Raw genomic sequence first — 24275 nt, forward strand, 5'->3', positions numbered from 1 at the left:
CCACCATCATCATCGGGCTTCGGCGGCGAGCCGGGCTTCCTCGAGCTCAGCGATACGCTCCTGCTCTTCGGCATGCTTGCGCACCGCACCCAGCCCGGGCAGCAGGAAGCTCGCCGCGGCACACAATGCGTAGCCGCAGATGGGAACCCAGGCAGCAATCGACAACGCGTGCAACAACTCTGGCTGTGAGTAGCGTCCAGCCTCCCCGAAGAACAGCACACCGGTGACGGCGACGCCGACTGCGCCGCCGATCTGCGCGAACGTGTTGAGAGTGCCTGACGCCGCTCCCGAGTCCTCCACGTCGACAGTCGACAGCGCGATGTCGAGCAGGGGAACCAGCATGATGGTCAGGCCCAGCCCGGCCAGACCCATCGGGATCACGGTGTCCCAGCTCGAGAAGCCCTCGTCCGCGGACCGGATCGTGGCGATGGTCCAGGCGGTTCCCGAGCTCATCATCAGCCCCCCGATCAGCGGAAGGTTCCGGCCGAGACGGGTGGTCAGTGCGGCTGCGACACCGGCGGCCAACACCGCCCCGATGCTGAAGGGCAGTGTCATCGCGCCTGCCGCGATGGCCTCGAATCCGAGACCCACCTGCACGTAGAGGGCGAGGATCAGGAAGAACGAGGTGATCGACCCCTGGAAGAGGAACTGGATGGCCGATCCGCCCACGAACCCGCGGTTACCGAACAGGCGTAGGGGGATCAGCGCGTCGGTGATCGTCCGCCGCTTCTGCTGGAAGACGAACGCGGTCAGCACCACAGGCGACAACGCCATCAGAACGAATGACCAGGCGGGCCAACCGAGCTGGCGGCCCTCGACGAGCGGGTAGACGAGCAGCAGCACGCCGCCCACCGCCAGCACCACACCCACGATGTCGAGGTCGCGGACTTCCTCGGATTTGGTGTTGGGGACCAGGAAGTACCCGGCGATCGCGATGACGATGCCGATCGGCAGGTTGATGAAGAAGATGGAGCGCCACTCGCCGCCGATGGGGTTGTTGGTGACCAGCCAGCCGCCGAGGACCGGCCCGATCACCGCTGCCATGGCCGTGATGGTTCCCAGGATGGCGAAGATCGGTGCCCGCTCTTTGGGGCGGTACAGCGCCTGCACGCTGGCGAGCACCTGAGGAACCATCAATCCGGCGAAGAATCCCTGCAGTACACGCGAGGCGACCAGGATGCTGCCGGTCTGGGCGGTGGAGGCCAGGACAGACGCGAGGGTGAATCCGATGATTCCGATGAGGAAGATCCGTTGGCGGCCGTAGCGGTCGCCGAGCCGGCCGGCGGTGATCAGAACGCCCGCGAACGCCAGGACGTACCCGCCGACGAGCCACTCGATCTGTGCCGGGCTGGCCCCGAGATCGTCCCGGATGGACGGAATGGCGACATTGACGATCGTGACGTCCATCAGATCCATGAACATCGCGAAGGTCAATATCGCCATCGCGAGATTGCGGCGTTTATACGTCGGGTTTGTCATCCCGAGCTTTCTTCGCCGCTTCCCGCATCTCGATACCGTCGGAGATCAGGTCGCCGATCTCCCGTGTCACATCGATGACCGCCCCGGTGATGATCGAGGCGATCCGTCCCACCCGGTGGGCGGTCGACTCGATCATCTCCTGGGCTGTGTCTTTGTTTCGCTCGAATCGCGAGACCATGGGACCCTTCCGTGTCTGCGCTGACAGCGGCCCAGCCCCTGGTGACGGGTGCTAAGCGGCGACTTTGGACTCGACCTTAACACTGAACTGGGCGTCATCTGCCACCAGGAAATTCGGAAGGGACAGACGCGCGATCTTGCGCCAGGTCGAGCCGATCTGGTGGCTGAAACTGCCGGTGTTGTAAGGCAATCCGTATCGTTCGCACAGTTCCTTGACCTCGCCTGCGATCTGCGGGTACCGGTTGGCCGGGATATCCGGGAACAGGTGGTGCTCGATCTGGTGCGACAGGTTGCCGCTCATGATGTGGAACAGGGGTGTGCCGGTGATGTTGGCCGACCCAAGCATCTGCCGCAGGTACCACTGGCCGCGGGTCTCGTTCTCGGTCTCTTCCTGGGTGAAAGTCTGTACGCCCGAAGGGAAGTGGCCGCAGAAGATGATCGAGAAGGTCCACAGGTTACGGATGAGGTTGGCGCTGACGTTGCCGACCAGCGTGGTGACGAAGAACGGTCCGGTGAGCGCCGGGTAGACCACGTAGTCCTTGAGGACCTGGCGGCGGGCTTTGCGCCACATTCCCTTGGCGAGACCCTTGATGTCGGTCCACTTGCGCTTGCCCTGGACGATGTTCTCCACCTCGAGGTCGTGCAGCATCACACCCCACTCGAACAGGACCATCAGGGCGCTGGCCCAGATCAGGTTGCCCAGGTAGTAGGGGTTCCAGTTCTGGTCGCGGTCCATGCGCAGGATGCCGTAGCCGATGTCGCGGTCCTGGCCGACGATGTTGGTGAAGGTGTGGTGCATGTAGTTGTGGCTGTGGCGCCACTGGTCGGCGGGACAGACTGTGTCCCACTCGAATTCGCGCGAGTTCAGGCTCTGCTCGCGCATCCAGTCGTACTGGCCGTGCATCACGTTGTGGCCGATCTCCATGTTGTCGAGGATCTTCGACACGCTCAGTGCCCCGACTCCGGCGAGCCAGGCCGGCGGGATGAACGGGAAGTACATGAGTGCGCGGCCGGCGACCTCGAGGGTGCGCTGAGCCTTGATGATCGAGTAGATGTATTCGCGGTCGGCTTCGCCGAGGTCGGCGACGACCCGTGCTTTGAGGGCGTCGAGCTCGCGACCGAGCTCGTCGACCTGATCGTCCGTGAGAACCAGTTGAGTACTTGTCATGAGGACTCCTGAATGTGGTGGGTGGGCGTTGGCGGGCGGGCGTCAGATGTCGATGACGCAGTCGCCGACCGGCGCGCTGATGCAGAGCTGGATGTGCTTGTCGGTTTCGCTGTCGGTCTCACCGGTGAGGATGTTCTTCGTCAGCCCGGACTTCTTGACCGCACTGCAGGAGAAGCAGATCCCCATCCGGCAGCCGAACTCGGGTGACAGACCGGTGTTCTCTGCCTGCTCGAGAATCGACGAGCCGTCGTTGTCGGTCTCTTTGCCGCTTCCGGCGAATTGCAGCCGACCGTGCGCCGGAGCGCCGTCGTCGGCTGCCGGGGTCACCAGTACGAACTGCTCGGTGTGCAGCCGTTCCTCGGCGCCGTTGGCACCGAGGTGATCGGTGACGGACTCGTGCAGTGCCGGAGGCCCGCAGAGGAACACCTCGGTGGTGGCGAGATCCACAGCGGAGAGGTGTTCGGCGCAGAAGTACGTGCGCGCCGAACCCGCGGCCGACTGCTCGTCGCCGGGTCGGGTGAAGTGGGTGGTGATCGTCCAGTCGGGGCGGGCAGTGGCGATCGAAGCCAGCGCGTCGGCGTACGGGTGGTCCTGCGGACTGCGCGCATAGTGGACGAACGTGACGTTGCCCTGGTGCTTTTCGTCAACAAGTGTTCTCAACATTGAGAGCACGGGTGTAATGCCGCTCCCGCCGCTGATGAACAGCATCGAATCGGGACGATCCGACGGCATCGTGAACGTCCCGGTGGCCGGCTGGAGGCCGAGGACCTGGCCCGCCTGCGCGTTGTCGCGCAGGTGCTTGGAGACGAATCCGTCGTCGTGCGCGGTCAGGGTCAGCTCGATGACATCCTGGCGTTTCGCGCTGCTGGCGGGTGAGTAGCAACGGCTGTGCCGAACACCATTGATCACGGTGCTGAGCTGCACGAATTGCCCCGGTTCAAAGCCCGTCCACTGACGGGTCGGCCTGAGGGTGAGGGTTACCGATCGCGGTGAGCGGCGATCGACCCGTAGTACTTCGGCCCGAAGATCACTCCAGGTGATGCGAGGGTCGAACAGTTCGAGATAGCGGTCCACAGGGTGGGGCGTCAGGGCTACTTCGAGCACCGAGCCGAGAATTCCGGAGAGTGACTTCGGCATCCGCACTTCCTTCCGTTCAGTGAACAACTGTACACAAACAGTGTCGCATCCCAGGGGTCGGCGAAGTCAAGGGTTCTCGGTGTAACCGCCATCACCTTCTGCAGGTCTTTCGCAGCGCGGGCCGGACGCGGTATCCGAATCGGCCGGTGCACGGACGTACACTGACCTGCGTGTCGCGGAGTTCGAAACACCACAGTTCGAGTAGCCGAAGTGCTGCACGTCGTGACTCGGCCTCCACCGAACGAATTGCCGACGCGACGCGGACGCGAGCCGAACAAAAGAGCCGCACTCGACAGGCATTGCTCGATCAGACCCTGGAGTTGGTGGGAGAACGCAGCTTCTCCTCGATCAGCCTGCGTGAGGTCACCAAACGTGCGGGCATCGTTCCGACTGCGTTCTATCGCCACTTCGCGTCGATGGAAGAGGTCGGTGTCACGCTCGTCGAAGACGCGATGCGGACCTTGCGCAGGATGTTGCGAGAAGGACGTCGTGACCTCGCAGCTCGAGCAGCGGTGCCGACGGCGAAGGAGTCGCTGGCGGTGCTGGTCCGGCAGGCGCACGCCAACGAAGCACAGTTCCGGTTTCTGGTCCGCGAACAATACGGCGGTATCAGTGAGGTCCGCCGCGCCATCGACACCGAACTCAAGTTGTTCTCGCGCGAGCTCGCCATCGATCTCTCGCGCATCCCGGAGCTGTCCGAGTGGCCCGCCGACGATCTCGAGCTCGCCGGCGACCTGATCGTGACGGTGATGCTGCACGCGGTTGCCGAATTGGTCGAACTCGATCGCCGCAACACCCAAGAAGAGGCCGACCTCATCGAGCGGACCGAGAAGCAGATCGTGATGATCTTCTTGGGGATGGGGAGTTGGCGGCCCGCGGAGACGGAGCGGAGCGGAGCTCGACCGTTGGAGGAGCTCGGCGAAGCTGGGCCGTCGGCAGAGGCGGAAACCGACCGGGACGAACCAGCGACTGCTGATTCGTAGCAACGGACCGTTACCAACGCCCGCCCCAGCCATATGTGGCACGTTCGGACCACAATCCTGTTTTTTGGCCACGACGCCGAACTAGGATGATGGTTTTCAGTGGTCGCGGGGGATCGCACCTGGTAATCGGAGGCGAACAATGACCGAGGGCACTCGGACAGGCACACAGTTCGGGGTCTACCGGCTTGACGCTTTGATTGGTCGGGGCGGAATGGGCGAGGTCTATCGGGCGTACGACACGGTGAAAGACCGTACGGTCGCGGTGAAGCTCCTCAATCCCGAACTTGCTCAAGACCCGACGTATCAGGAGAGATTTCGGCGCGAGTCGCACGCTGCTGCCCGGCTGCAGGAGCCACATGTCGTCCCTATTCACGACTGGGGCGAGATCGACGGGGTTCTGTACATCGATATGAGATTGGTCGCCGGCGCCGACCTACGTGCCGTGCTTCGTGGCGGCGGCGCGATGAATCCTTCCCGTGCAGTCTCGATCGTCGAGCAGGTGGCCGGCGGGAAGTCGCAGGTAACCAACAGTGGGGTATGCACATGGTTGAGGGCGCTGCCGTCAAGGGCGGTTGGGGGCCGGGTGTCGGCAGTGGTTACCTCGTACGGCAGCTTGCGATCGTGCCGACAGCCAACGGCGACGTTGCGATCGCGATGGCCACCACTGCCGATTCCGGCACTTTCGAGGCCGGAACGGCGATCCTCGATACTGTCAGCGCATGGCTGTCCACTCGTCTCGACCAACTTCCCGCCGGCGTATGCGATCAGGCCGTCCAATAGCGCGAGTTGGCTGTGCCCTGACCAGCGCCGCTCTGGTGCTCGCGGTCGCTGTGGGATGTGGCAGCGACGAACCGTCCGATCCCGGGAACCAGAGGTCGGTGACGGTTGTCGGCAACGGCGAGGTGAAGGGCGCGCCGGATACCCTGCGTGCCGATCTCGGGGTGGAGGCAACGGGCGACGACGTGTCCGGTGCCATCAACGCGGCCAACGCGAGCATTCAGGCACTGACCGACGCGGTGGTCAACGCCGGTGTACCGCGGGAGGACGTACAGACCCAGCAGGTCACCCTCACCCCGGACTACTCGACGCCCTCTCCAGGCGGTTCCAGTGCGATCACGGGCTACCGGGCCACCAACTCACTTCGAGTCGAGATCCATGATCTGGCAAAAGCTTCCGACGTGTTGACGGCAGCGGTCAATGCCGGAGGTGATGCAACCAGGATCAGCAACGTGTCGTTTGTGATCGACGACGACTCAGAGCTCGTGACCAACGCGAGAGAGCAGGCGTTCAACGACGCGCGAGAACGCGCTCAACAGTACGCCGGGTTGTCCGCAGACGAGCTGGGCAAGGTGTTGACCATCGACGAAACCACGAGTGGCCAAGAGGTTTCGGCCTCCGATCAGATGCGGTCGGCGATGGTCGACACTGCAGTGCCGCTGGAACCCGGACAGCAAACAGTCAGCTTCACCGTCACGGTGAAGTGGCAACTGAAATAGCCGTTACCCCTGCGATGCCCTATCTGGGCGAGCCCGGAACCCAGCATCCGTGCAGGCCCGCGGGCACGCGGATGGGAAGGTCGATGGTGCAGAGCGGACCGGTCTCCGGACTGTCTTCGGGGAAGATGTAGAAGGCAGACATCATCGTTTCGATGTCGGTACCGATGGTCCCCCAGTAGTTGTTGCTGTCCCCGGACATGAAGATCGGTTCGCCGACGCTGACCGATCCGGAGTCCCAGAACGTCTGGCCACCCGACGTCAGGTTGTCGAAGAACACAGTGTTGATGCCGTCGGCCGCACCCGGCAGCTGTCCGGCGGTGGCGATGGCGCCGTGTGGGCGGGTCAACAAACGGTCGTCGACCCTGGGGAACTCGACATCGGAGTCGCTCAAGATGGTGTGCGTGCACCGCCCCTTCGCCGGGTCGAGCACTGTGCGCGTGATGTTACCGACGGATGGATCGTTCGTGATGCCAAGGGCTTCCGGCTGATTCCACCAGACGTAGTCGATGACCACCTCTCCGGTGGGGGTGTCGTAGGCGTTCGCGAAGTGCCACACCCAGAATGCCTCTGTCTCGATCCATTTCACCGCTGAACCGTCCCGGGGAACAAGCGCTATCCGGGTGCCGTGTTCGGGCTGCCATTCCAGTGGCGACCCTCCGGTGGCGAATGCCCCGAAGATGTCGAACTTCAGCGGGCAGACGAAGATGACCGCGTACTTCTCGGTCAATGCCATGTCGTGAATCATCATCGGTGCGTTCACGCCGTCGATGGCTGTGGGCGGGCGGGTGCATGTGCCGTCTGCGGACACCACCGACCAGGTGAGGTAGGGGGCCTCGAACGCGTAGTTGAAGAGGACCATCTCGCCGTTGGACGGATCGATCTTCGGATGAGCTGTGCTGCCGACAAGCATTGCGCCATCGCATGTCTCGCGGCCGATCGTGCTGAGGTCGCCAGGGTCGAGTGCATACGGCGGAGCGGTCTCGGCCATGGCCAGCAACCGACCCCCGTGTTTGACGACGTTGATGTCGGGGAGATCGCGCCCGGTGTTCGCAACGCCCGGACCGAGGTCGTCGGCGGTGGGGGAATAGGGGTCGAAGATCCCGGACCAGAGGGCGCGGCCGGCCTTCTCCTCAGCGATCACCGCCGGGGTTCGGACGAAACGGTTCCGGTATCCCGCTGTGGTGCCGTCGAAGTCGACCTGATGGACCATCGCGTCGCCGTCAAGCGGGTAGTTGTAACTCCCGATCGGATCGAAGCGAGGGTTGGGCCCGTTGCGGAGATAGCTCCCCACCAGGTCCGAGGGGAGCTCACCGGTGATGGGGAGACCGGTGACGTCGACTTCTCGGCGCTGCGGGGCAAACACTCCCGACAGGTACGGGTGGTTCGCCATGTCGACCACCGCGGGCCGGGGAACGTGGGGCGAGGTCATTGCGTCGGCGGCTGGCTGCGATCACGGGCAGCTGCGAGGCCGGCGAGTAGTGCGTCGACCTTGTCGCGATTCGCCGCCTGTGTCATCAAGCCGACAAAGGGAGGGCGATCGAAGGTCAACGTGATCTGGATGAGCTGTTCCCGATCTCCGCCGAACAGCTTCTTACGGCGATCGATCTCTTTCACTTCGGCGGATACGAAGGACCCCGCCGGGAGTCGCGTCTTGGACGTGCCTCCCCGAAGTTTCTCGAACCATTCGCCGTCGAGTACCACTGTCTCGTTGGACAAACCACGAACCTCGATCATCGGTCGCCTTTCTGCAGCCCGGTCGATGGGCGCAGAACCGATGAGCGAACACCACGACGGCCGCGCCGCGTGAATTGTAATACGCGGACACGGCCGTTCGGGGGCTATCGATCATGCATCGGGCACAGTTCAGTCGTCGGTGACAACCAGGTTCACGTCGATGTTTCCGCGGGTGGCGTTCGAGTAGGGGCACACTTCGTGAGCCTTCTCGGTCAGTTTCTGCGCGGTGTCGTGGTCGACGTTCGGCAATGTCACCTCTAATTCGACGGCGAGCCCGAAGCCGCCGTTGTCGAGGCTGCCGATGGAGACCCGTGCGCCCACGGCCGAGTCAGACACATCCGCCTTCTCCTTGCCGGCCACCAACCGCAGGGCGGAGTGGAAGCATGCGGCGTATCCGGCTGCGAAGAGCTGTTCGGGGTTGGTGCCGACGCCGTTCCCGCCCATTTCCTTGGGGATCGAGAGTTCGAGGTCGACTTTGCCGTCCGAGGTGCGGGCGCGGCCGTCGCGACCTTCTCCGGTGGCGAGTGCCTCCGCGGTGTAAAGAGCTTTCATCTCAATGCCTTTCGTTGTCGGTTGTTCTGATTGCCGGCTTGAGCGGCGCCGGCCTGTCGTAACGCGGCGGTCAGCATCTGAGCCGCGTCACGCAAGTTCGTCAGTTCGAGCTCTGTCAGATCGGTTGCCGCGAAGAGATTTTCAGGTATGCACTCCGCGCGGCGTTCGAGGTCGCGGCCCTTGTCGGTCAACGTGATCTCGACCGATCGCTCATCGGCGGGTGTCCGTTGACGCACCAGGAGGCCGGCGGACTCGAGGCGTTTGAGCAATGGGGACAGGGTTCCTGAATCCAGTTGGAGCCGTTCACCGAGCCGTCGGACCGTGATGGGTTCGTCCTCCCACAGGACCAGGAGGACCAGGTACTGGGGATAGGTCAGACCGAGCTCATCGAGAATCGGCCGGTAGGCGGCCGTTGTTGCCCGCGACGCCGAATACAGCGCGAAGCAGAGTTGCTGATCAAGCCGAAGTGCGGACATGCCGAAATGGTAGACCACAATTCAGTTGTGCACAACCAAGCCATGTCAGGAAGTGGTCGAAGCCCGGTCGAACAATCCGGCGATGTACGCGGCCTGCCCGGCGTGCTGCAGGTCATCTGAGATGACGCTGATGAGACGCACCGCGAGCGTGACCGGCGGATCCCAGTGATCGTCCACGATCCGGTCGAGATCGTCGGAGCCGATGGTCTGCAGATACGACAGCGTGCTCGCATGCACTGCATCGTGATAGCCCAGAAGGTCTTGTGCGCTCGCGACGACCCGCCCGACCTCGTCTGACGTCTGCCCGTATCCGATGGCGCCGGTGTCGAAGGGCAGCGCGAACCGCGCCTCCCACCCGTCGCCGGTCCACACCTGTTCGGTCCCGGCAACTTCGGCGACGTGGTCGTCCTGCACCCGGGTGAGGTGCCAGATCAACCAGGCGATCGAGTTCGCCTCCGGATCGGGCCGATAGGTGAGGGCTGACTCCGGCAGATCCTGGAGTGTCTCGTGGACGATTTCCTTGATCCGGTCGAACGCGTCGGTCAGGAGTGCAGATTCGTTCACGGTGTTCCTTCCGTCAAGTTCTGATGGGCGTACTCCACATCTACCCCGCGAAACCGTCTTCATGGGCACCGGCGTGAGCGCGTGACCTCAGAAATGGTGCACATCGGACCAATCGGTGGAACCGTGTGGGTGTGAGCAATGAAATGCCGACCCTCGTTCTCGGACCCATCCTTCGCTACGTGGACAACACGCGGGCCACAATCTGGGTGGAGACCGATCGTGAGTGCACTGTGGAGGTGCGGACCTCGACCGGCCAGAGCGGTGCCGAGAACACGTGGTCCGTACACGAGCACCACTTCGCCATCGTGCAGTTGGTCGATCTGCCGTCCGGCACTGTTGTCGACTATTCGGTGACGTTGCGATCGTCTGCGGATCCGGTGGTGGAAGCCTCTCCCACGGTGGCCGCAGGCGGTACCTTGCGGACCGCGGCCGAGGACGACGCCCTGACGGTTGCGTTCGGCTCGTGCCGGCGCGGCGATACATACGACGAGGACCGGCTCAAGGCGATTGGGGCCGACGGGCTCGCCGGTCTGGCCGCACGGGTGAAGGATCAAGACGCCGAGCAGTGGCCGCAGTTGCTTCTCCTTCTCGGGGATCAGGTGTATGCCGACGACCCGTCCCCTGAGATCAAAGAGCGACTACGGACTCGTCGCGAGACCCAGAAGGACCCGGAACTGGGAGAGGAAGTGCTCGAGGAGATCTGCGATTTCGAGGAATACACTTGGCTGTATCGGGAGTCGTGGGGTGCCGAGCAGGTCACCGGGTTGATGGCGACCATCCCGAGCTGCATGATCCTCGACGACCACGATCTGCGCGACGACTGGAACTCGTCGCTCGACTGGCGAAAAGACATCGAGCAGAAGCCGTGGTGGCACCGGAGAGTGGTCGGGGCATTCTCGTCCTACTGGATCTACCAGCACCTCGGCAATCTCTCCCCGGACGAGCTGCAGAACGACGAGCTCTACCTGGCCGTGCGCGGGGCGGCCACGGCCGAAGACCGTGAAAAGCTGCTGTCCGACTTCTCGCTCCGCGCCGACAGCGAGCCGACATCGGCGCGGTGGAGTTATGTCCGCGATCTCGGGAACACCCGGATCATCATGATCGACTCGCGCTGCTCACGTGATCTGACCCCCGAACGGCGTGCAATGCTCGACGAAGCCGAGTGGAAGTGGTTGCGCGAGCAGGCACTTGGGACCGATGCACGCCACATCGTCTTCGGGACGTCTCTGCCCTACCTGATGTTGCCTGCGCTCCATCACCTCGAGCAGTGGAATGAAGCCGTCGCGCAGGGCGCGTGGGGTAAACGCTGGGGCAAGGTGGGGGAGAAGCTGCGGCTCGCTCTGGACCTCGAGCACTGGGCCGCCTTTGGCAAGTCGTTCGAAGACATGGTCGGCCTGGTCGAAGAGATCGTCGATCGTCCCAATCCGCCCGCGAGTGCGTTGTGGTTGTCCGGCGATGTGCACTGTTCCTATGTCGCCGAGGCCGAGCTGACACGCACCTCGACCGACTCGACGGTGCTCTACCAACTGACCATGTCGCCGTTCCGGAATCCCCTTGACCTGCCCATTCGCGTGGTGAACCGTCTCGCGATCCGGAAGCCGATGGTCCGGTTCCTGCGATTCCTCGCCCACCGGGCCGGGCTGGAGGACCATCCGATCACCTGGCAGGCCGAGGCGGGGCCCTGGTTCGACAACGGCGTGATGTCGCTGCGGCTCGAGGGTGACACCGCATCTGTGCGGGTCGACCACGCGCAGACCGGCCCGGGAGGGTCGCAGAAGCTGGTGCAAACCCACCAGATGCAGCTCACGACCTGATCGCTCGGCCGGACGGAGTTGTCGTCCGGCTGCGCATCGCTACCCTCGGATACATGAGCATCAGTAAGAACGACTCAGTGGCATGGAATACCCCGCAAGGCGAGACAGAAGGGAAAGCCGTCGAGAAGAGAACAAAACCTTTTACTTTTTCAGGTCAGAAATTCAATGCAAGCGATGACGAACCCTATTGGATAGTGGAGTCCGCAAAGAGCGGTTCGAAGGCCGCCCACAAAGAATCGTCATTGAAGAAGAAATGACATACCCATACTCGCTCGCGGTCAAACATCCATGAGGGAGTGTCGACGGCGAAATGCCTTGCCGGAGAGGTCTGCGCGGCCGAGCTCAGCGGCAATGAAGACAAAAAAGTGGGTGACCGGCGATTTCTCGCTGGTCACCCACTCTTTGGAAGTCTGGCGATCTCAGATCGCGGTTACTCCGGTGGCCTGCGGGCCTTTAGCGCCCTGGCCGATCTCGAACTCGACTCGCTGATTCTCTTCGAGGGTGCGGAAGCCGCCGCCCTGGATCTCAGAGTAATGAACGAAGACGTCATCCGAACCGCCGTCGGGGGCGATGAAGCCGAAGCCTTTTTCGCCGTTGAACCATTTCACAGTTCCCTGTGCCATATTAAAGTACTTCTCTCTTTTTTCCTGCAGAACGCATGAACACGCCCCTGCACATAGTGTTGCACGGATTGGGCGAAAGCGATAGCGCAGGGGCGAAAAATGTTTGCGCGTCGTCGCTCGGGCACTGGGCGGGGCTGATGAACGCGGTGTTCGTGGCTATTGGCCGCGGCCGGTCTCGCTCTGCAGCTTGTCGATCATCTCTGAGGCCTGGGCCTTGTTGAGGTCGTCCGGGACCTCTTCGCCGGCTTCCTGGGCGAGGGTTTCGAGGTAGCTCTGTTGCGGTCCGGTGGCGGGCTCATCGCCGGTGACCCAGTCGGAAGGGTCTTTTTCGGGATTCTGCTGGATGTTTGATTCGCTCATGTGTTCGACGGTACCTGTCGGCCGCGGATCGGGCCACCGAAGATTCGAGATCGGGCGCGGTGAATCGCAGTTGGTCGGTCAGTGGTTCGGCAACACGCACGCCGTGTCGATGCCCAGCACGCGGTTGAGGCGACCGAAGGCGAGCCATGAGCCGAGACACATGCTCAGCTCGACTATCTCGGCCTGGCTGTAGGCGGCGGTCATCCTCTTCCAGAAGTCGTCGTCGAGTCCGTGGTGGTCGAGGGCGTATCGCTCGGCATACTCCGCGGCCAGCCGCGTACGGGTGTCGAACGCGTCGGTGGTGCGCCACTCGGTAACTGCCTGGTCGAATGAGTCCTCGACCGTCGTCCCGTCCCGTTCGGTGCGCCAGTCCTGGCAGAACACACATCCGTTGATCTGCGCAATCCGGAGTCGGGCGGCTTCGAACTCGCGGAGTCCCAGGGTGCTGTCGGAGTACACCTTCATCGCAAAGGTGGACGCGGCGACTCCGATGCCGGGCACCATCTCACCCCATACATAGGTAATCGGGTCTTTGTCCTGGGGAACGTCGATGATCATGACGGCGCCATCCTTGCGTTCGTGTCGACCACGGCATCTACCGCGTCGTCCGAAGTCCAGAATAAGGAACACGTTTCAGTTTTCGGCCCGATCGACGTAGCTGGCGTGCTGAAGGTGTTTCACTCATCGTGATTTGAAGGCTTGCTCAGCCGCGCCGGGTGGCCACCACGTGCAGGTTTGCCGCAGCTGCAGTGGAAGCTGAGGGCCCTTTTTCCGAGAAGCGATGTTTGGCGCGGTCGTGGTCGGACAACATAATGACCGAACACGTTGCGGCGGCTCCACGCCGAGACGGCGGCGATGTCGCTTGTTGGCCGAACGACCGAGGGAAGCGGGGCATCGCTTGGACGCGTTGTGGGACTACATCACGTCGCACCAATCGCAATTGGTCTTCGACTCGTATCAACACGTCAGTGCGGTCATGCAGAGCGTTGTCATCGCGACGGTCATCGGAGTGGTGATCGGATTGCTCACCTACCGCAACGACATCGCATCCAACCTCGCAACATCCATCTCCAGCGCCGTGTTGACCGTGCCCTCGTTCGCGCTGTTGGGCCTGCTCATCCCGCTGGTCGGGCTGGGCGTCATCCCGAGCATCACCGCGCTGGTGCTGTATTCGCTGCTGCCCATCATCCGCAACACCATCGTCGGCATGAACAACATCGAGCCTGCGCTCATCGATGCGGCACGGGGCATCGGTATGGGCCGGCTGATCACCCTCGTACGGGTCGAACTCCCGTTGGTCTGGCCGGCGATTCTCGCAGGCATGCGGCTGAGCACGCAGATGGCGATGGGTGTCCTGGCGATCGCGGCGTATGTGAAGGGACCGGGGCTGGGGAACCTGATATTCGCGGGCCTTGCCCGCGTCGGTAGCCCGACCGCGGTTCCGATGGCACTGAGCGGCACCTTGCTGATCGTCATACTCGCCCTCGTTCTCGACGCTCTCTACGTACTTCTCGGACGACTCACAACGTCGAAAGGCATCCGGTGACAGAACATCCAGCGGCCGCACCGCAGTCCGCCACGGCTTCCAAGGCCCTGCGTACCGAGAACCCGACCGGCGTGCAGATCACGCTCGACCATGTCTCCAAGACCTACCCGGGATCCAAAACACCTGCGGTGGACGATGTGTCGCTGCATATCCCGGCCGGTGACGTCGTGGTGTTCGTGGGCCCGTCGGGGTGCGGCAAGACCACCACGATGCGGATGATCAACCGGCTCAGTGAGCCCACGTCTGGGAAGATCACGATCGGCGACAAGGATGCGTTGTCGATCAAACCCACGGAGTTGCGACGTTCGATCGGCTACTCGATCCAGCAGGCCGGTCTCTTCCCGCACATGACGATCCGGCAGAACATCGGCCTCGTTCCAGGACTGCTCAAGTGGGACAAGAAGCGCATCGCCAACCGCGTCGACGAGTTGCTCGACCTGGTCGGACTCGATCCGGCCCAGTACGCGAGCCGGTACCCGCGGCAGTTGTCCGGCGGCCAGCAGCAGCGGGTGGGCGTCGCCCGTGCCCTCGCGGCAGACCCACCCGTCCTTCTCATGGACGAGCCCTTCGGTGCCGTCGACCCGATCACCCGAAGTTCGCTGCAGGACGAACTGCTGCGTCTGCAAAGCGAATTGGGTAAGACGATCGTCTTCGTGACCCACGACTTCAGCGAGGCGGTCAAATTGGGCGACCGCATCGCGGTGCTCGGTCAGCAGTCCAAGATCTTGCAGTACGACACCCCGCAGGCGATCTTGGCCAATCCCGCCGACGACACGGTCGCCGGTTTCGTGGGAACCGGGGCTTCGCTGCGGCAGCTGGGCCTTGTCCGGGTGAAGGACATCGACCTCGAGACCCGGCCCACCGCACACGTCGGGGAGACAGTCGACACGCTGCGATCCGAACTCGCAGCGAGTGAACATGATTGGGCTGTCATCCTCGACAACCGCGAGCGGCCGGTGAGCTGGGTGCGGCAGAACCGTCTCCAGCAGGCCCGCACCGTCGAAGAGTTCGCCGAACCGCTCAACGAGTGGATCAGCATCCAGGCCACCCTGCAGGACGCACTCGAGGCGATGCTCGCCGAGGATCACGCCTCGGCCGTGGTCACCGGAGCAGGCAATCGATACCAGGGGGTGGTGACCCTCGAAACGCTCATCACGACCATCACCAACCTCCGTAAGGCGTCGGCCGATGGCGCGCACACCGACTCGGACGCCCCAGGCGCCGCGGGCTCGTCGGACGCCGCGCGATGACCACTGCCGTCGAGGCGCCGGCGCCCTCCATCAGCGTGGCGGACAAGCTCCGCCTGATCATCCAACCGATCCTCGTGGTCATCGTCGCAGCCGCCGTCATCGTCTGGGCGTTCAGCCGTGACCTGACGGCCACGCAGAAGGTGAACATCAGCGCCGGCAACGTGGCGACACTGGTGTGGCAGCACCTGCTGATCACCATCACCGTCACACTCATCGTGGTCCTGGTGGGGGTTCCGCTGGGGATCGTGGTCACCCGCGGGCGCGCGCGACTGCTTCGTCCGCCGTTCATCGGCGTGGCGAACATCGGACAGGCGGCTCCGGCAGTCGGTCTGCTCGTGCTGCTCTTCCTGTGGACAGGGGAGACCGGGTTCTGGATCGGGGTACTGCCGATCGCGGTGTACTCGCTGCTCCCGGTGTTCAGCAGCACGATCCTCGGCATCGACCAGGTGAACAAATCGCTCATCGACGCGGGTCAGGGACAGGGTATGTCCCCGTCATCGATTCTCTTCCGGGTGGAACTGCCGCTGGCGGTGCCGTACATCCTCGCCGGCCTGCGGACGTCACTGGTGCTGGCCGTCGGAACCGCGACACTCTGTTTCCTCGTCAATGCCGGGGGGCTCGGAGTGCTGATCGACACCGGATACAAACTCCGCGACAACGTCACCCTGATCCTCGGCAGTGTCCTCGCAGTCTGTCTGGCACTCCTCGTCGACTGGCTCGGTGCCTTGGCCGAGCACTACCTCGGACCGAAAGGGGTGCGCGGATGACCACAACGCCTCGTTCGGCGCGTGGGTTTCGCCGTCTCTTTCCCTCGATCGTCTTTGCGCTCGTGTGCGCGGTGGTCCTGGGGGCCTGTGGCCTGTCGTCGGGCGGCGCGGTCCCGCTGAAGGTGGGCCCGGGTTCGATCACGGAGAACGAGGGGCTCAAGGGCGTCAAGATCACCGTGGGATCGAAGGAGTACACCGAGCAGGTCATCCTGGGATACATCCTCGAGTTCACCCTCGTGGCAGCGGGCGCCGACGTGCGGGACATGACCGGCATCGTGGGCTCACGCAGCACGCGCGACGCGCAACTGGCGGGTCAGGTGGACGTGGCGTACGAGTTCACCGGTAACGCATGGATCAATTACCTCGGGCACGAAAAGCCCATCGCCGATACGCGTGAGCAGTTCGAGGCCGTTCGGGACGAGGACCTCGCGGCCAACGACATGATCTGGCTCGAACCCGGGCCGATGGACGACACCTACGCGCTGGCCGCCAGCAGGAAGGTCATCGACGAGACCGGTGTGACGACGCTGTCCGACTACGCCGAGCTCGTCAAACGCGATCCGGCCGCCGCGGCGACGTGTGTCGACACCGAGTTCCGCGCCCGTCAGGACGGCTTCCCGGGGATGGCCGCCGCCTACGGTTTCGACCCGGCTCAGGCTCAGACGCCGATTCTGCAGGTGGGCATCATCTACCAGGCGACGTCGACGGGCAGCCAATGCAAGTTCGGTGAGGTGTTCACCACGGACGGTCGTATCGCCGGTCTGGGCCTGGTTGTTCTCACCGACGACAAGCAGTTCTTCCCGCACTACAACCCGTCGGTGACGATGAAGGAGAGCTTCTTCGAGAAGCATCCCGAGATCGCGCCGGTCACCGCTCCGGTCACCGCGGCACTCACCAACGAGGTGATCACCGATCTGAACAAGCAGGTCGACGTCGACGGCCGGGATCCGAGCATCGTCGCGCGCGACTGGATGGTGTCCAAGGGGTTCATCACCAAGGAATAGGGTGCCCCCAGTCGGATTCGAACCGACACTTGACGGATTTTAAGTCCGGTGCCTCTGCCGATTGGGCTATGGGGGCGTTCCCGGACGCAGGATCCCGGGCGAGACCAGAATCTCACGGGAGCTCAGGGCCGCCGCGGGGCCCCCGGCCGAGTCGGGGCGGAAGCCGGTCTGAACGCTCCCGAGCGATCGGCGGCCCAAGAGCTGACCGCGAGACAAGCTGTTTCGACCTGCACAAGTGGACGGGGACGGCCGGCTCACTCGCCGCAGGCATGTGACGAATCGCCGTAATTGACCTCGGGCAACTATGTGAGGCAAGGAAAGTGGCAAACTGAACGACATGTCTGACGGATCCACTCGACGCAGTCGCGGCCGACCGCCTGGCCCCGGTGTCGATCCTGGGGCACGGCGCGAGGAATTGCTTGATGCCGCTGAGGCGGAAATCATCGAAAACGGGGTCGATTTCGGTCTCGCCGGTGTCGCGAAACGAGCTGGCTTGACCCGCTCGGCCGTGTACGCGGCGTTCGCCGACCGCAGCGATCTCCTGGCCGCGCTCGCGCAGAGACACACCCAAAACCTCGTCTTAGAGGTCGGGACCATGGTGAACACCCTGCACGACCCCAAGGAACAGACGCGGTCGGTGATCGACATCCTCGCCCGGTGGATGGAGGACAACAGCAAGCTTGCAGCTGTTCTGGCTCCACGCATGCAGGTCGGCGTCGGTTCGGCCGAGGTCACCGGATTCATCGAGCAGGTCCTGGACATAGCCCTGGCGCAGCTCGGGGCCGACACCCGGGCGTCCGGGCCGTGGGCGCGTGCCCTGGTCGGAGCCATCTGGACCGCCGTGGACTGGTGGAGCAAAACGCCCACGATGGATCGTGCCGAACTCGTCGACCACATCACCGAACTGATCTGGGCCGGCTTTGCCGGCGTGGGCGGCGAACGGGTGCGACTGCCCGAGGTCGAGCTGCCGGTCGAGACAGACGAAGCCGGAGAAGTGGTCAAGGGTTGACCTCGAGCACCTGTTAAATACACCATGATTCATGGGTGCATCGGAGATCACAGGCGCAGCGAATTGGGACGTCGTCCGCGAACGCCATCCTGACCTCGTCGATCGGCTCGAGGCCGGGTTGCATATGGGTGACCCGCTTGCCCAAGCCGCCATCGAGGAGATGTTTGCCCTCGAAGGATATGGCTGGCGAGACATCCTGCGAATCCTGGACGATCCGCTCGGTCTGATCGACGACGCGCCGCACTGTTTGCGGGCTCTGCTCGATGCTGCGTCGACGCCGCCGCCGTGGTTCGACTCGGCCGTCGCTCAAGCGGGTGGTCGAGCGTGGTGGAAGTTCGGAACCCTCCAGTCCAGCACGCTCTATCAGTCGTTGATCTACGGCTATCAGGCGCGCGGATTCGTCCGGCCGCTCGCGGCCACCGGCCGGTTCGAGGAGCACACCTACGACCGTGTGCTGGGTACCGGTCGCTGGATCGCGCTGGCGACGGCACCGGGTCAGATGCTTCCCGGCAATGCAGGTTGGGTGCAGACTCTCCGGATCCGCCTGGTCCACGCGATGGTCCGACACCATCTGATCACCGAAGGTGGCTGGGATGTGACCGAGTGGGGCGTCCCGATCAGCCAGACGTACAGCGCCCTGACCATCGGTGGGGGGTTCTTGGCGTTGCCGATGAAGGTGGCACGCGACCTCGGCATCCAGTACTCGGCAGCCGAGCACGAAGCGATCGCGCATCTGTGGCGCTGGATCGGCTGGGTCATCGGGGTGGACGAGCAGTTGCTGCCCAACAACTTCGGCGCCGCCAACGAATTGTTCGATGTGGGAGCACAATTCGACCTCGAACCAGATGAGGCGTCGAAGACCTTGACCCGGGCATTGCTGCGGGAGGGCTACCGGATAGACATCCCGCTGATGCCGGGTCCATTGGCCACGATGATGAACTCGGTACTGCGGCCCATGTTGTCCGTGTCGTTTTCATCGATCTCGACGCGATGGATGGACAAACCGTCCGCGGGAAAGATGGGCCTTCGCCGCACGCCGTTGCATCACCTCGTCGATGTGGCCAGGCCAGCGGTTCGCGCCCGCGAGGTGGCACGGGTGATCGGATTGCTCGGCGACGAGGATCGGGTGGTCCGGCGCGAGATGCGGGTTGTCATGTGGGGCCTGGGCATGGACGCTCAACAGATCGCCCACGTGGACTCGGTTGCGTAGTGCCCGTGCTCTGGTCGGGCATGGGTTGCAGACCTTTTCCCGATCATTAGCGCTGGTAAATGGCATTGACCCCGCTAAGATAGTGCTGATAACTTAACGGCGATCACTTGAGAATGACTCGAAAGGATCTGCCGTGTTGTCCTCGTTGGCCCGTGGCGTCATCGCCGCCCCGAAGCGCGTCCTGGCCGGAGCGCTGCTGTTGCTCATCATCTGCGGGGTCCTCGGCTCGTCGGTGTCCGGTCAGCTGGCCGCCGGCGGTTTCCAGGACCCGGATTCCGAATCTGCCAAGGCGATCGAGGTGATGAGCGACACCTTCGAGCGCGGGGGCCTGCAGGTGGTCATCCGCCTGCACGAGCCGGGAACACCCAACATCTCCGACAGCGATACTGCGCGGACCGCGGCAGACGCCGTGGTGCGCGAACTCGAGTCGTTGAGTTTTGTCGAGAGGCCGATCATCTCGGCGTGGAACAACCCGGAAGCAGCAGCCGCGCTCATTTCCGAAGACCGCACATCCGGGCTGATCACGTTCACGGTCGCGGGGGGCGACAAGGACGCTGCGGGCAACGGCAGGATGATCGAAGATCGTTTCAGCGCCCCGTCTTTCACCGGCCAGTTCCCCGGGATCGACGTTCTCGTCGGGGGACAGGCGATGGTCTACTCACAGGTCAACGAACAGACCAGCCGTGACCTGTTCGTCGCTGAGGCAGTGGCGATCCCGATCAGTTTCCTGCTTCTCATCTGGGTGTTCGGAGGACTCACCGCGGCAGTGCTACCGCTGGCGATCGGTATCTTCGCGATCATCGGAACAACGGCTGTGCTGCGAGGTTTCACACTCTTCGCCGACGTGTCCGTCTTCGCCCTCAATCTGACGACGGCCATGGGGCTCGCGCTGGCCATCGACTACACACTCTTGATCATCAACCGCTACCGAGAAGAAGTGCAGGCCGGACGGAACCGGGATGACGCCCTTGTCGTCACCGTCGCGACGGCAGGCCGCACAGTTCTGTTCTCCGCTGTGACAGTGGCCTTTTCGCTCGCTGCGATGGCGATCTTCCCGATGTACTTCCTGCGCTCGTTCGCCTATGCGGGACTGGCCGTGGTGGCGCTGGCCGCCGCTGCCGCGCTCGTGGTGGCACCGGCAATCATCGCTGTGCTCGGCCCGCGCATCGACTCACTCGATGTACGCAGGCCCATCCGGAGGCTCCTCGGCCGAGACGAACCGCGTGTGCCCGAACCCGAAGAGTCGATGTGGTACCGCTCCACACAGTTTGTCCTGCGTCATGCCGTCCCGGTCGGGTTGGCCGTCGTCGCGTTGCTCCTCGTCCTGGGTGCCCCGTTCCTCGGTATCAAGTTCGGCTACCCGGACGACCGTGTGCTCCCGGAGTCGGCGTCTGCGCGCGTACTCGGTGACGAACTGCGAGAAGACTATTCGCAGAACGCATCCGCGTCCGTCAACATCGTGATCCCGGAGGCCCGCGACCTCGACGAGCCCGCGATGTCGCGGTATGGCCAGGACCTCTCCCAGGTGGCCGACGTCACCGCGGTCACCACCCCGGTCGGAACGTTCGTCGACGGACAACGGGTGGGCAACGGTGGCAACAACATGACCGCCGACAACGCCGCCTATATCACCGTCTCCTCGACCGTCGATCCGTTCTCCGAACGCGGTCAGGACCAGCTCGACGCGCTTCGTGAGGTGCCGGCACCCGCCGAGACGTTGTTCAGCGGTCTGGCACAGCAGAACATCGACAACGTCAACAGCATCATCGACCACCTACCCGAGGTGTTTGTTGTCATCGTCGTGACGACGTTCATCCTGTTGTTCCTGCTCACCGGTTCGGTGCTGCTACCGGTGAAAGCGCTGGTGCTCAACGTGTTCTCGCTGACGGCGACATTCGGCGCGATGGTCTGGATCTTCCAGGATGGCAATCTCGGAGGGCTCGGAAGCACCACCACCGGCACGCTCATCGCCAACATGCCCGTACTCATGTTCTGCATCGCTTTCGGGTTGTCGATGGACTACGAGGTGTTCTTGCTGTCGCGGATACGGGAAGAGTGGCTCAAGTCCGGCAGGACCAGGGCGGACAACGATCACGCGGTCGCGTACGGCTTGGCCCGAACCGGCCGGGTTGTGACGGCCGCCGCGCTGCTGATGGCCATCGTCTTTGCCGGAATCGCCTTCTCGCAGGTGTCTTTCATGCGGATGTTCGGTGTCGGTCTCGCGTTGGCGGTCTTGATGGACGCGACGTTGATCCGCATGTTCCTCGTTCCTGCATTCATGAAGATCGCCGGACGGGCAAACTGGTGGGCACCGGCGCCCCTACGCAAGTTCCATGACAGGTTCGGTCTGAGTGAGGAAGGTGGCCATGACAGTCGAGCGACTGAGGCGCCGCAGGTCCCCTCGCGGCTCGGGTGAGCAACTGCGCGCGGAGATCCTCACCGCTGCAACCGAATTGCTTCTCGAGAGTGGAGACGAGTCAGCGGTCTCGATCCGTGCTGTCGCCAATCGGGTAGGGGTCACGCCGCCGTCGATCTATATCCACTTCGCGGACAAGGACACACTGATCGACGAAGTGGTCGCGCAGTACTTCACCCGACTGGACGAAGTGATGCGGGCTGCCGGGGCCGAGCACGAGGACAGCTGGGAAGCGGCACATGCGCAGGGGATGGCCTATGTGCGTTTTGCGGTCGAGAACGCGGAACTGTACCGGGTGGCGACCATGAAGGTCTGCGCCGAGGGCACCGATGCCGACGCCGTTCTCGGGCAGTCGGCTTTTGTTCATTTCGCCGAGACGATCGAGCGTTTGATGGACGAGGGGTTCGTCGACAAGGGCGACCCGACCCCCGTGGTGCTCGAGTTGTGGACCGCCGCACACGGAGTCGCCGCGTTGATGATCGCAAAGCCTTACATTGCGATCGGCGAGGATTACGAACTCGCCGAAAGAGTCCTGACTTCTGTGTGCCTCGGGCGGGCCACCAAGGACTTGATCGGTGGAGACGTCGGGCCCACGAAGATCCGCGACTTCATCGTCGAACAGCGAAGCCGCCGAGGTCCCGATTCGTGACTCCATTCGCGGGGTGAACGTGTTCTAGTTTCGCTAGTGTCTGCTGCATGGGAGTTCTGGACGGCAAGGTTGCGTTGATCACCGGCGGCGGCAAAGGGGTGGGCTTCGGCATCGCTTCGGCACTGAGCAAGGAAGGTGCCGACATCTTCATCTGCGGCCGTCACGAGAATCCGTTGGCCGCGGCCGCCGAGAAACTGCAAGCCAACGGTGTGCGGGCAGAGTACCTGGTGGGCAACGTCAGCGAGGCCGACGATTGCTCCACCATCGTCGAGGCGTGCGCAGAACGGTTGGGTGGGGTCGACATCCTGGTGAACAACGCCAACGATGCGATGCCGATCCCGCTGCTCGACGTGTCCGACGACGACTTCACCAGGTTTTTCCGAACCGGGCCGCTCGCCGTGTTGCGGTTGATGAAGGCCTGTCATCCGCTGATGGTTGCCAGAGGTGGGGGATCGGTGATCAACCTGGTGACGTCGTCGGCGGTCCGCTGGGACATGGCCACATATGGGCCCTATGCCGCCGTCAAGGAGGCGACGCGCTCGTTGACCCGGGCGGCGGGCTGCGAATGGGGTAAGGACAACATCCGCGTCAACGCCATTGCGCCGCATGCCATGACGCCGTCGTTGCAGTGGTGGACCGAGACGTACCCGGAGGAGGCCGAAGCGTTTGTCAAGAGCATCCCGCTGGGCCGGATCGGTGATGCCGAGCAGGACATCGGTCGAATCGCGGTGTTCCTGTGCAGTACGGATGCGGCGTATCTCAGCGGTGTGACGATTCCCGCCGATGGCGGTCACAGCCGGTGGGGCTGACCAGATCGATGCTCTGAGCCGACTTTTCGGCCCGACAGCTGATCCCGCAGGGGAGTCGACTGCACCGAAGTTCAAGAGAAGGTAAAGTCGGAACTCGATAGCCACGCCGCTCGTTGAGCGTGCATAAGTGGGATCACTTGATGAAGGGACCAAAACGGTGCGTGAAAGCAGCAATCCGGTGATGCGCGGAGTAGTGCGCAGCAACCAGGGACCCGGCGGCTACGCCGGCTTTGGCGCTGGTGCAGCCGGCGCCGGCCAGGGCGCGATGTGGAATCAGCAGACGGGGCAACCGCCTGCCGATCCGTTCGCCCGTCCAGGGCAGCAGGTCGGATCGCGAACCCTGACCATCGACGACGTCGTGATGAAGACAGCCGCCACCCTCGGTGTCCTCATCCTCTCGGCGGCCGTCTCGTACTTCCTGGCCAGCCAGAACGAAGCATTGGCGATGCCGCTGATGCTGGTCGGCGCGCTGGGTGGGCTCGGCCTCGTCCTCGTCGCGACATTCGGTCGTAAGCAAGACAATCCGGCCATCGTGCTCAGTTACGCGCTGCTCGAAGGTCTGTTCGTCGGTACGGTGTCGTTCGTCTTCGCCAATTGGGTTGTTGCCGGCGACGTCAGCGCCGGTGTCCTGATCGGCCAGGCGGTGCTCGCGACATTCGGCGTCTTCGGCGGCATGCTGATCGTCTACAAGACTGGCGCCATCCGCGTCACCCCGCGGTTCACCCGGATGATCTTCGCGGGCCTGATCGGCGTGCTCGTGCTGATCCTCGGCAACCTCGTCATCGGGTTCTTCAACGGTGGCGACGGACTGGGCCTTCGTGACGGCGGACCGATCGCGATCATCTTCTCGCTCGTCTGCATCGCGCTTGCGGCATTCAGCTTCCTGATCGACTTCGACGCCGCGGATCAGCTGATCCGTTCGGGCGCACCGGAAAAGGCGGCCTGGGGCATCGCTCTCGGACTCACCGTCACCCTGGTCTGGCTGTACGTCGAGATCCTGCGCCTGCTGAGCTACTTCAACTCGGACTAGTTCGACAGCGCTTCGGCGACCA

27 protein-coding genes, 1 tRNA gene and 1 pseudogene are annotated in these 24275 nt (G+C 63.5%); 16 read left to right on the plus strand and 13 right to left on the minus strand.

All coding sequences use genetic code 11. From position 1 onward, the window contains the following. Positions 1-9: 9 nt before the first annotated feature. Genes ACVWY6_RS12120 through ACVWY6_RS12135 form a run of 4 tightly spaced genes read right to left on the minus strand, consistent with a single transcriptional unit; the run spans position 10 to position 3961 of the window. Positions 10-1479, minus strand: coding sequence for an MFS transporter (locus ACVWY6_RS12120; protein ID WP_062800593.1), 1470 nt, complete (start codon positions 1477-1479; stop codon positions 10-12). Beyond that, positions 1460-1657, minus strand: coding sequence for a hypothetical protein (locus tag ACVWY6_RS12125; protein ID WP_023962967.1), 198 nt, complete (start codon positions 1655-1657; stop codon positions 1460-1462). Before ACVWY6_RS12125 ends, ACVWY6_RS12120 begins: the two co-directional genes overlap by 20 nt. Positions 1658-1708: 51 nt before the next feature. After that, a complete protein-coding gene (locus tag ACVWY6_RS12130) occupies positions 1709-2824 on the minus strand; it encodes a fatty acid desaturase family protein (RefSeq protein ID WP_033335513.1) in 1116 nt (371 codons plus the stop codon). A 42-nt stretch (positions 2825-2866) separates the two neighbouring features. Beyond that, on the minus strand, positions 2867-3961 hold the full coding sequence (locus ACVWY6_RS12135) for a ferredoxin reductase (protein WP_457538257.1): 1095 nt from the start codon (positions 3959-3961) through the stop codon (positions 2867-2869). Positions 3962-4131: 170 nt separating this feature from the next. Here ACVWY6_RS12135 and ACVWY6_RS12140 point away from each other — a divergent pair, with 170 nt between their 5' ends. The 4 genes and pseudogenes from ACVWY6_RS12140 (at position 4132) to ACVWY6_RS12155 (ending at position 6440) form a co-directional block, all read left to right on the plus strand. After that, on the plus strand, positions 4132-4944 hold the full coding sequence (locus ACVWY6_RS12140) for a TetR family transcriptional regulator (protein ID WP_457538259.1): 813 nt from the start codon (positions 4132-4134) through the stop codon (positions 4942-4944). A 139-nt stretch (positions 4945-5083) separates the two neighbouring features. Continuing rightward, positions 5084-5449, plus strand: a pseudogene (locus tag ACVWY6_RS12145) (protein kinase domain-containing protein); the annotation flags it as partial. Positions 5450-5487: 38 nt separating this feature from the next. After that, entirely contained in the window at positions 5488-5724 is a 237-nt protein-coding gene (locus ACVWY6_RS12150; protein ID WP_457538261.1) for a hypothetical protein, read from the plus strand. Then, positions 5703-6440: an SIMPL domain-containing protein gene (locus ACVWY6_RS12155; RefSeq protein WP_457538263.1), complete on the plus strand. Its 738-nt coding sequence runs from the start codon at positions 5703-5705 to the stop codon at positions 6438-6440. Before ACVWY6_RS12150 ends, ACVWY6_RS12155 begins: the two co-directional genes overlap by 22 nt. A 19-nt stretch (positions 6441-6459) precedes the next feature. Here ACVWY6_RS12155 and ACVWY6_RS12160 read toward each other — a convergent pair whose 3' ends face one another. The 5 genes from ACVWY6_RS12160 to ACVWY6_RS12180 form a co-directional block, all read right to left on the minus strand. After that, positions 6460-7869, minus strand: coding sequence for a carotenoid oxygenase family protein (locus ACVWY6_RS12160; protein ID WP_457538265.1), 1410 nt, complete (start codon positions 7867-7869; stop codon positions 6460-6462). Next, positions 7866-8174 carry a hypothetical protein gene (locus tag ACVWY6_RS12165; protein ID WP_400726098.1) on the minus strand — a complete coding sequence of 103 codons (309 nt, stop codon included), beginning with the start codon at positions 8172-8174 and terminating at the stop codon, positions 7866-7868. Before ACVWY6_RS12165 ends, ACVWY6_RS12160 begins: the two co-directional genes overlap by 4 nt. A gap of 129 nt (positions 8175-8303) precedes the next feature. Beyond that, a complete protein-coding gene (locus ACVWY6_RS12170) occupies positions 8304-8726 on the minus strand; it encodes an organic hydroperoxide resistance protein (protein WP_023962981.1) in 423 nt (140 codons plus the stop codon). Further along, positions 8723-9202: a MarR family winged helix-turn-helix transcriptional regulator gene (locus ACVWY6_RS12175; protein ID WP_400726101.1), complete on the minus strand. Its 480-nt coding sequence runs from the start codon at positions 9200-9202 to the stop codon at positions 8723-8725. The genes ACVWY6_RS12170 and ACVWY6_RS12175 overlap by 4 nt, the downstream gene beginning before the upstream one ends. A gap of 45 nt (positions 9203-9247) precedes the next feature. Next, a complete protein-coding gene (locus ACVWY6_RS12180) occupies positions 9248-9766 on the minus strand; it encodes a mycothiol transferase (RefSeq protein ID WP_031333571.1) in 519 nt (172 codons plus the stop codon). A 131-nt stretch (positions 9767-9897) separates the two neighbouring features. Between ACVWY6_RS12180 and ACVWY6_RS12185 the strand changes: the two genes are divergently transcribed. Both ACVWY6_RS12185 and ACVWY6_RS12190 read left to right on the plus strand, forming a co-directional pair. Further along, the gene (locus ACVWY6_RS12185) at positions 9898-11580 is read left to right on the plus strand and encodes a DUF7800 domain-containing protein (RefSeq protein ID WP_457538268.1); all 1683 of its coding nucleotides are present in this window, start codon (positions 9898-9900) and stop codon (positions 11578-11580) included. Positions 11581-11633: 53 nt separating this feature from the next. Continuing rightward, positions 11634-11837, plus strand: coding sequence for a hypervirulence associated TUDOR domain-containing protein (locus ACVWY6_RS12190; protein WP_116915863.1), 204 nt, complete (start codon positions 11634-11636; stop codon positions 11835-11837). 162 nt (positions 11838-11999) lie between these two features. Here ACVWY6_RS12190 and ACVWY6_RS12195 read toward each other — a convergent pair whose 3' ends face one another. From ACVWY6_RS12195 to ACVWY6_RS12205, 3 genes are all read right to left on the minus strand, one after another. Beyond that, positions 12000-12203, minus strand: a complete 204-nt coding sequence (locus ACVWY6_RS12195; protein ID WP_020108824.1) for a cold-shock protein — start codon at positions 12201-12203, stop codon at positions 12000-12002. Between the two features lie 156 nt (positions 12204-12359). Further along, positions 12360-12563 carry a DUF3072 domain-containing protein gene (locus ACVWY6_RS12200; protein ID WP_030170844.1) on the minus strand — a complete coding sequence of 68 codons (204 nt, stop codon included), beginning with the start codon at positions 12561-12563 and terminating at the stop codon, positions 12360-12362. 78 nt (positions 12564-12641) lie between these two features. Next, positions 12642-13121, minus strand: a complete 480-nt coding sequence (locus tag ACVWY6_RS12205) for a carboxymuconolactone decarboxylase family protein (protein ID WP_457538270.1) — start codon at positions 13119-13121, stop codon at positions 12642-12644. A gap of 340 nt (positions 13122-13461) precedes the next feature. Between ACVWY6_RS12205 and ACVWY6_RS12210 the strand changes: the two genes are divergently transcribed. The 4 genes from ACVWY6_RS12210 to ACVWY6_RS12225 are packed head-to-tail and all read left to right on the plus strand — an operon-like array spanning position 13462 to position 17130. Then, the gene (locus ACVWY6_RS12210; RefSeq protein WP_023962993.1) at positions 13462-14109 is read left to right on the plus strand and encodes an ABC transporter permease; all 648 of its coding nucleotides are present in this window, start codon (positions 13462-13464) and stop codon (positions 14107-14109) included. 47 nt (positions 14110-14156) lie between these two features. Next, the gene (locus ACVWY6_RS12215) at positions 14157-15359 is read left to right on the plus strand and encodes an ABC transporter ATP-binding protein (protein WP_457538604.1); all 1203 of its coding nucleotides are present in this window, start codon (positions 14157-14159) and stop codon (positions 15357-15359) included. Next, on the plus strand, positions 15356-16126 hold the full coding sequence (locus ACVWY6_RS12220; protein WP_023962997.1) for an ABC transporter permease: 771 nt from the start codon (positions 15356-15358) through the stop codon (positions 16124-16126). Before ACVWY6_RS12215 ends, ACVWY6_RS12220 begins: the two co-directional genes overlap by 4 nt. Next, positions 16123-17130 carry a glycine betaine ABC transporter substrate-binding protein gene (locus tag ACVWY6_RS12225; protein ID WP_457538272.1) on the plus strand — a complete coding sequence of 336 codons (1008 nt, stop codon included), beginning with the start codon at positions 16123-16125 and terminating at the stop codon, positions 17128-17130. The genes ACVWY6_RS12220 and ACVWY6_RS12225 overlap by 4 nt, the downstream gene beginning before the upstream one ends. Positions 17131-17132: 2 nt before the next feature. Here the strand turns inward: ACVWY6_RS12225 and ACVWY6_RS12230 are convergent. Beyond that, positions 17133-17206: transfer RNA gene (locus ACVWY6_RS12230), tRNA-Leu, on the minus strand. Between the two features lie 261 nt (positions 17207-17467). Here ACVWY6_RS12230 and ACVWY6_RS12235 point away from each other — a divergent pair. From ACVWY6_RS12235 to ACVWY6_RS12260, 6 genes are all read left to right on the plus strand, one after another. Further along, positions 17468-18139 (plus strand): TetR/AcrR family transcriptional regulator, encoded by a 672-nt coding sequence (locus tag ACVWY6_RS12235; protein ID WP_084248573.1) that lies wholly within the window; start codon positions 17468-17470, stop codon positions 18137-18139. 31 nt (positions 18140-18170) lie between these two features. Then, positions 18171-19349, plus strand: a complete 1179-nt coding sequence (locus tag ACVWY6_RS12240) for an oxygenase MpaB family protein (RefSeq protein ID WP_457538275.1) — start codon at positions 18171-18173, stop codon at positions 19347-19349. A gap of 133 nt (positions 19350-19482) precedes the next feature. Further along, entirely contained in the window at positions 19483-21765 is a 2283-nt protein-coding gene (locus ACVWY6_RS12245) for an MMPL family transporter (RefSeq protein ID WP_457538276.1), read from the plus strand. Further along, the gene (locus ACVWY6_RS12250; protein ID WP_457538277.1) at positions 21716-22414 is read left to right on the plus strand and encodes a TetR/AcrR family transcriptional regulator; all 699 of its coding nucleotides are present in this window, start codon (positions 21716-21718) and stop codon (positions 22412-22414) included. The genes ACVWY6_RS12245 and ACVWY6_RS12250 overlap by 50 nt, the downstream gene beginning before the upstream one ends. 47 nt (positions 22415-22461) lie before the next feature. Beyond that, positions 22462-23223 (plus strand): SDR family NAD(P)-dependent oxidoreductase, encoded by a 762-nt coding sequence (locus tag ACVWY6_RS12255; protein ID WP_457538278.1) that lies wholly within the window; start codon positions 22462-22464, stop codon positions 23221-23223. Between the two features lie 157 nt (positions 23224-23380). Then, positions 23381-24253, plus strand: coding sequence for a Bax inhibitor-1/YccA family protein (locus tag ACVWY6_RS12260; protein WP_116915854.1), 873 nt, complete (start codon positions 23381-23383; stop codon positions 24251-24253). Positions 24254-24275 lie beyond the last annotated feature (22 nt).

The sequence above is a fragment of the Williamsia sp. R60 genome, assembly GCF_054063855.1.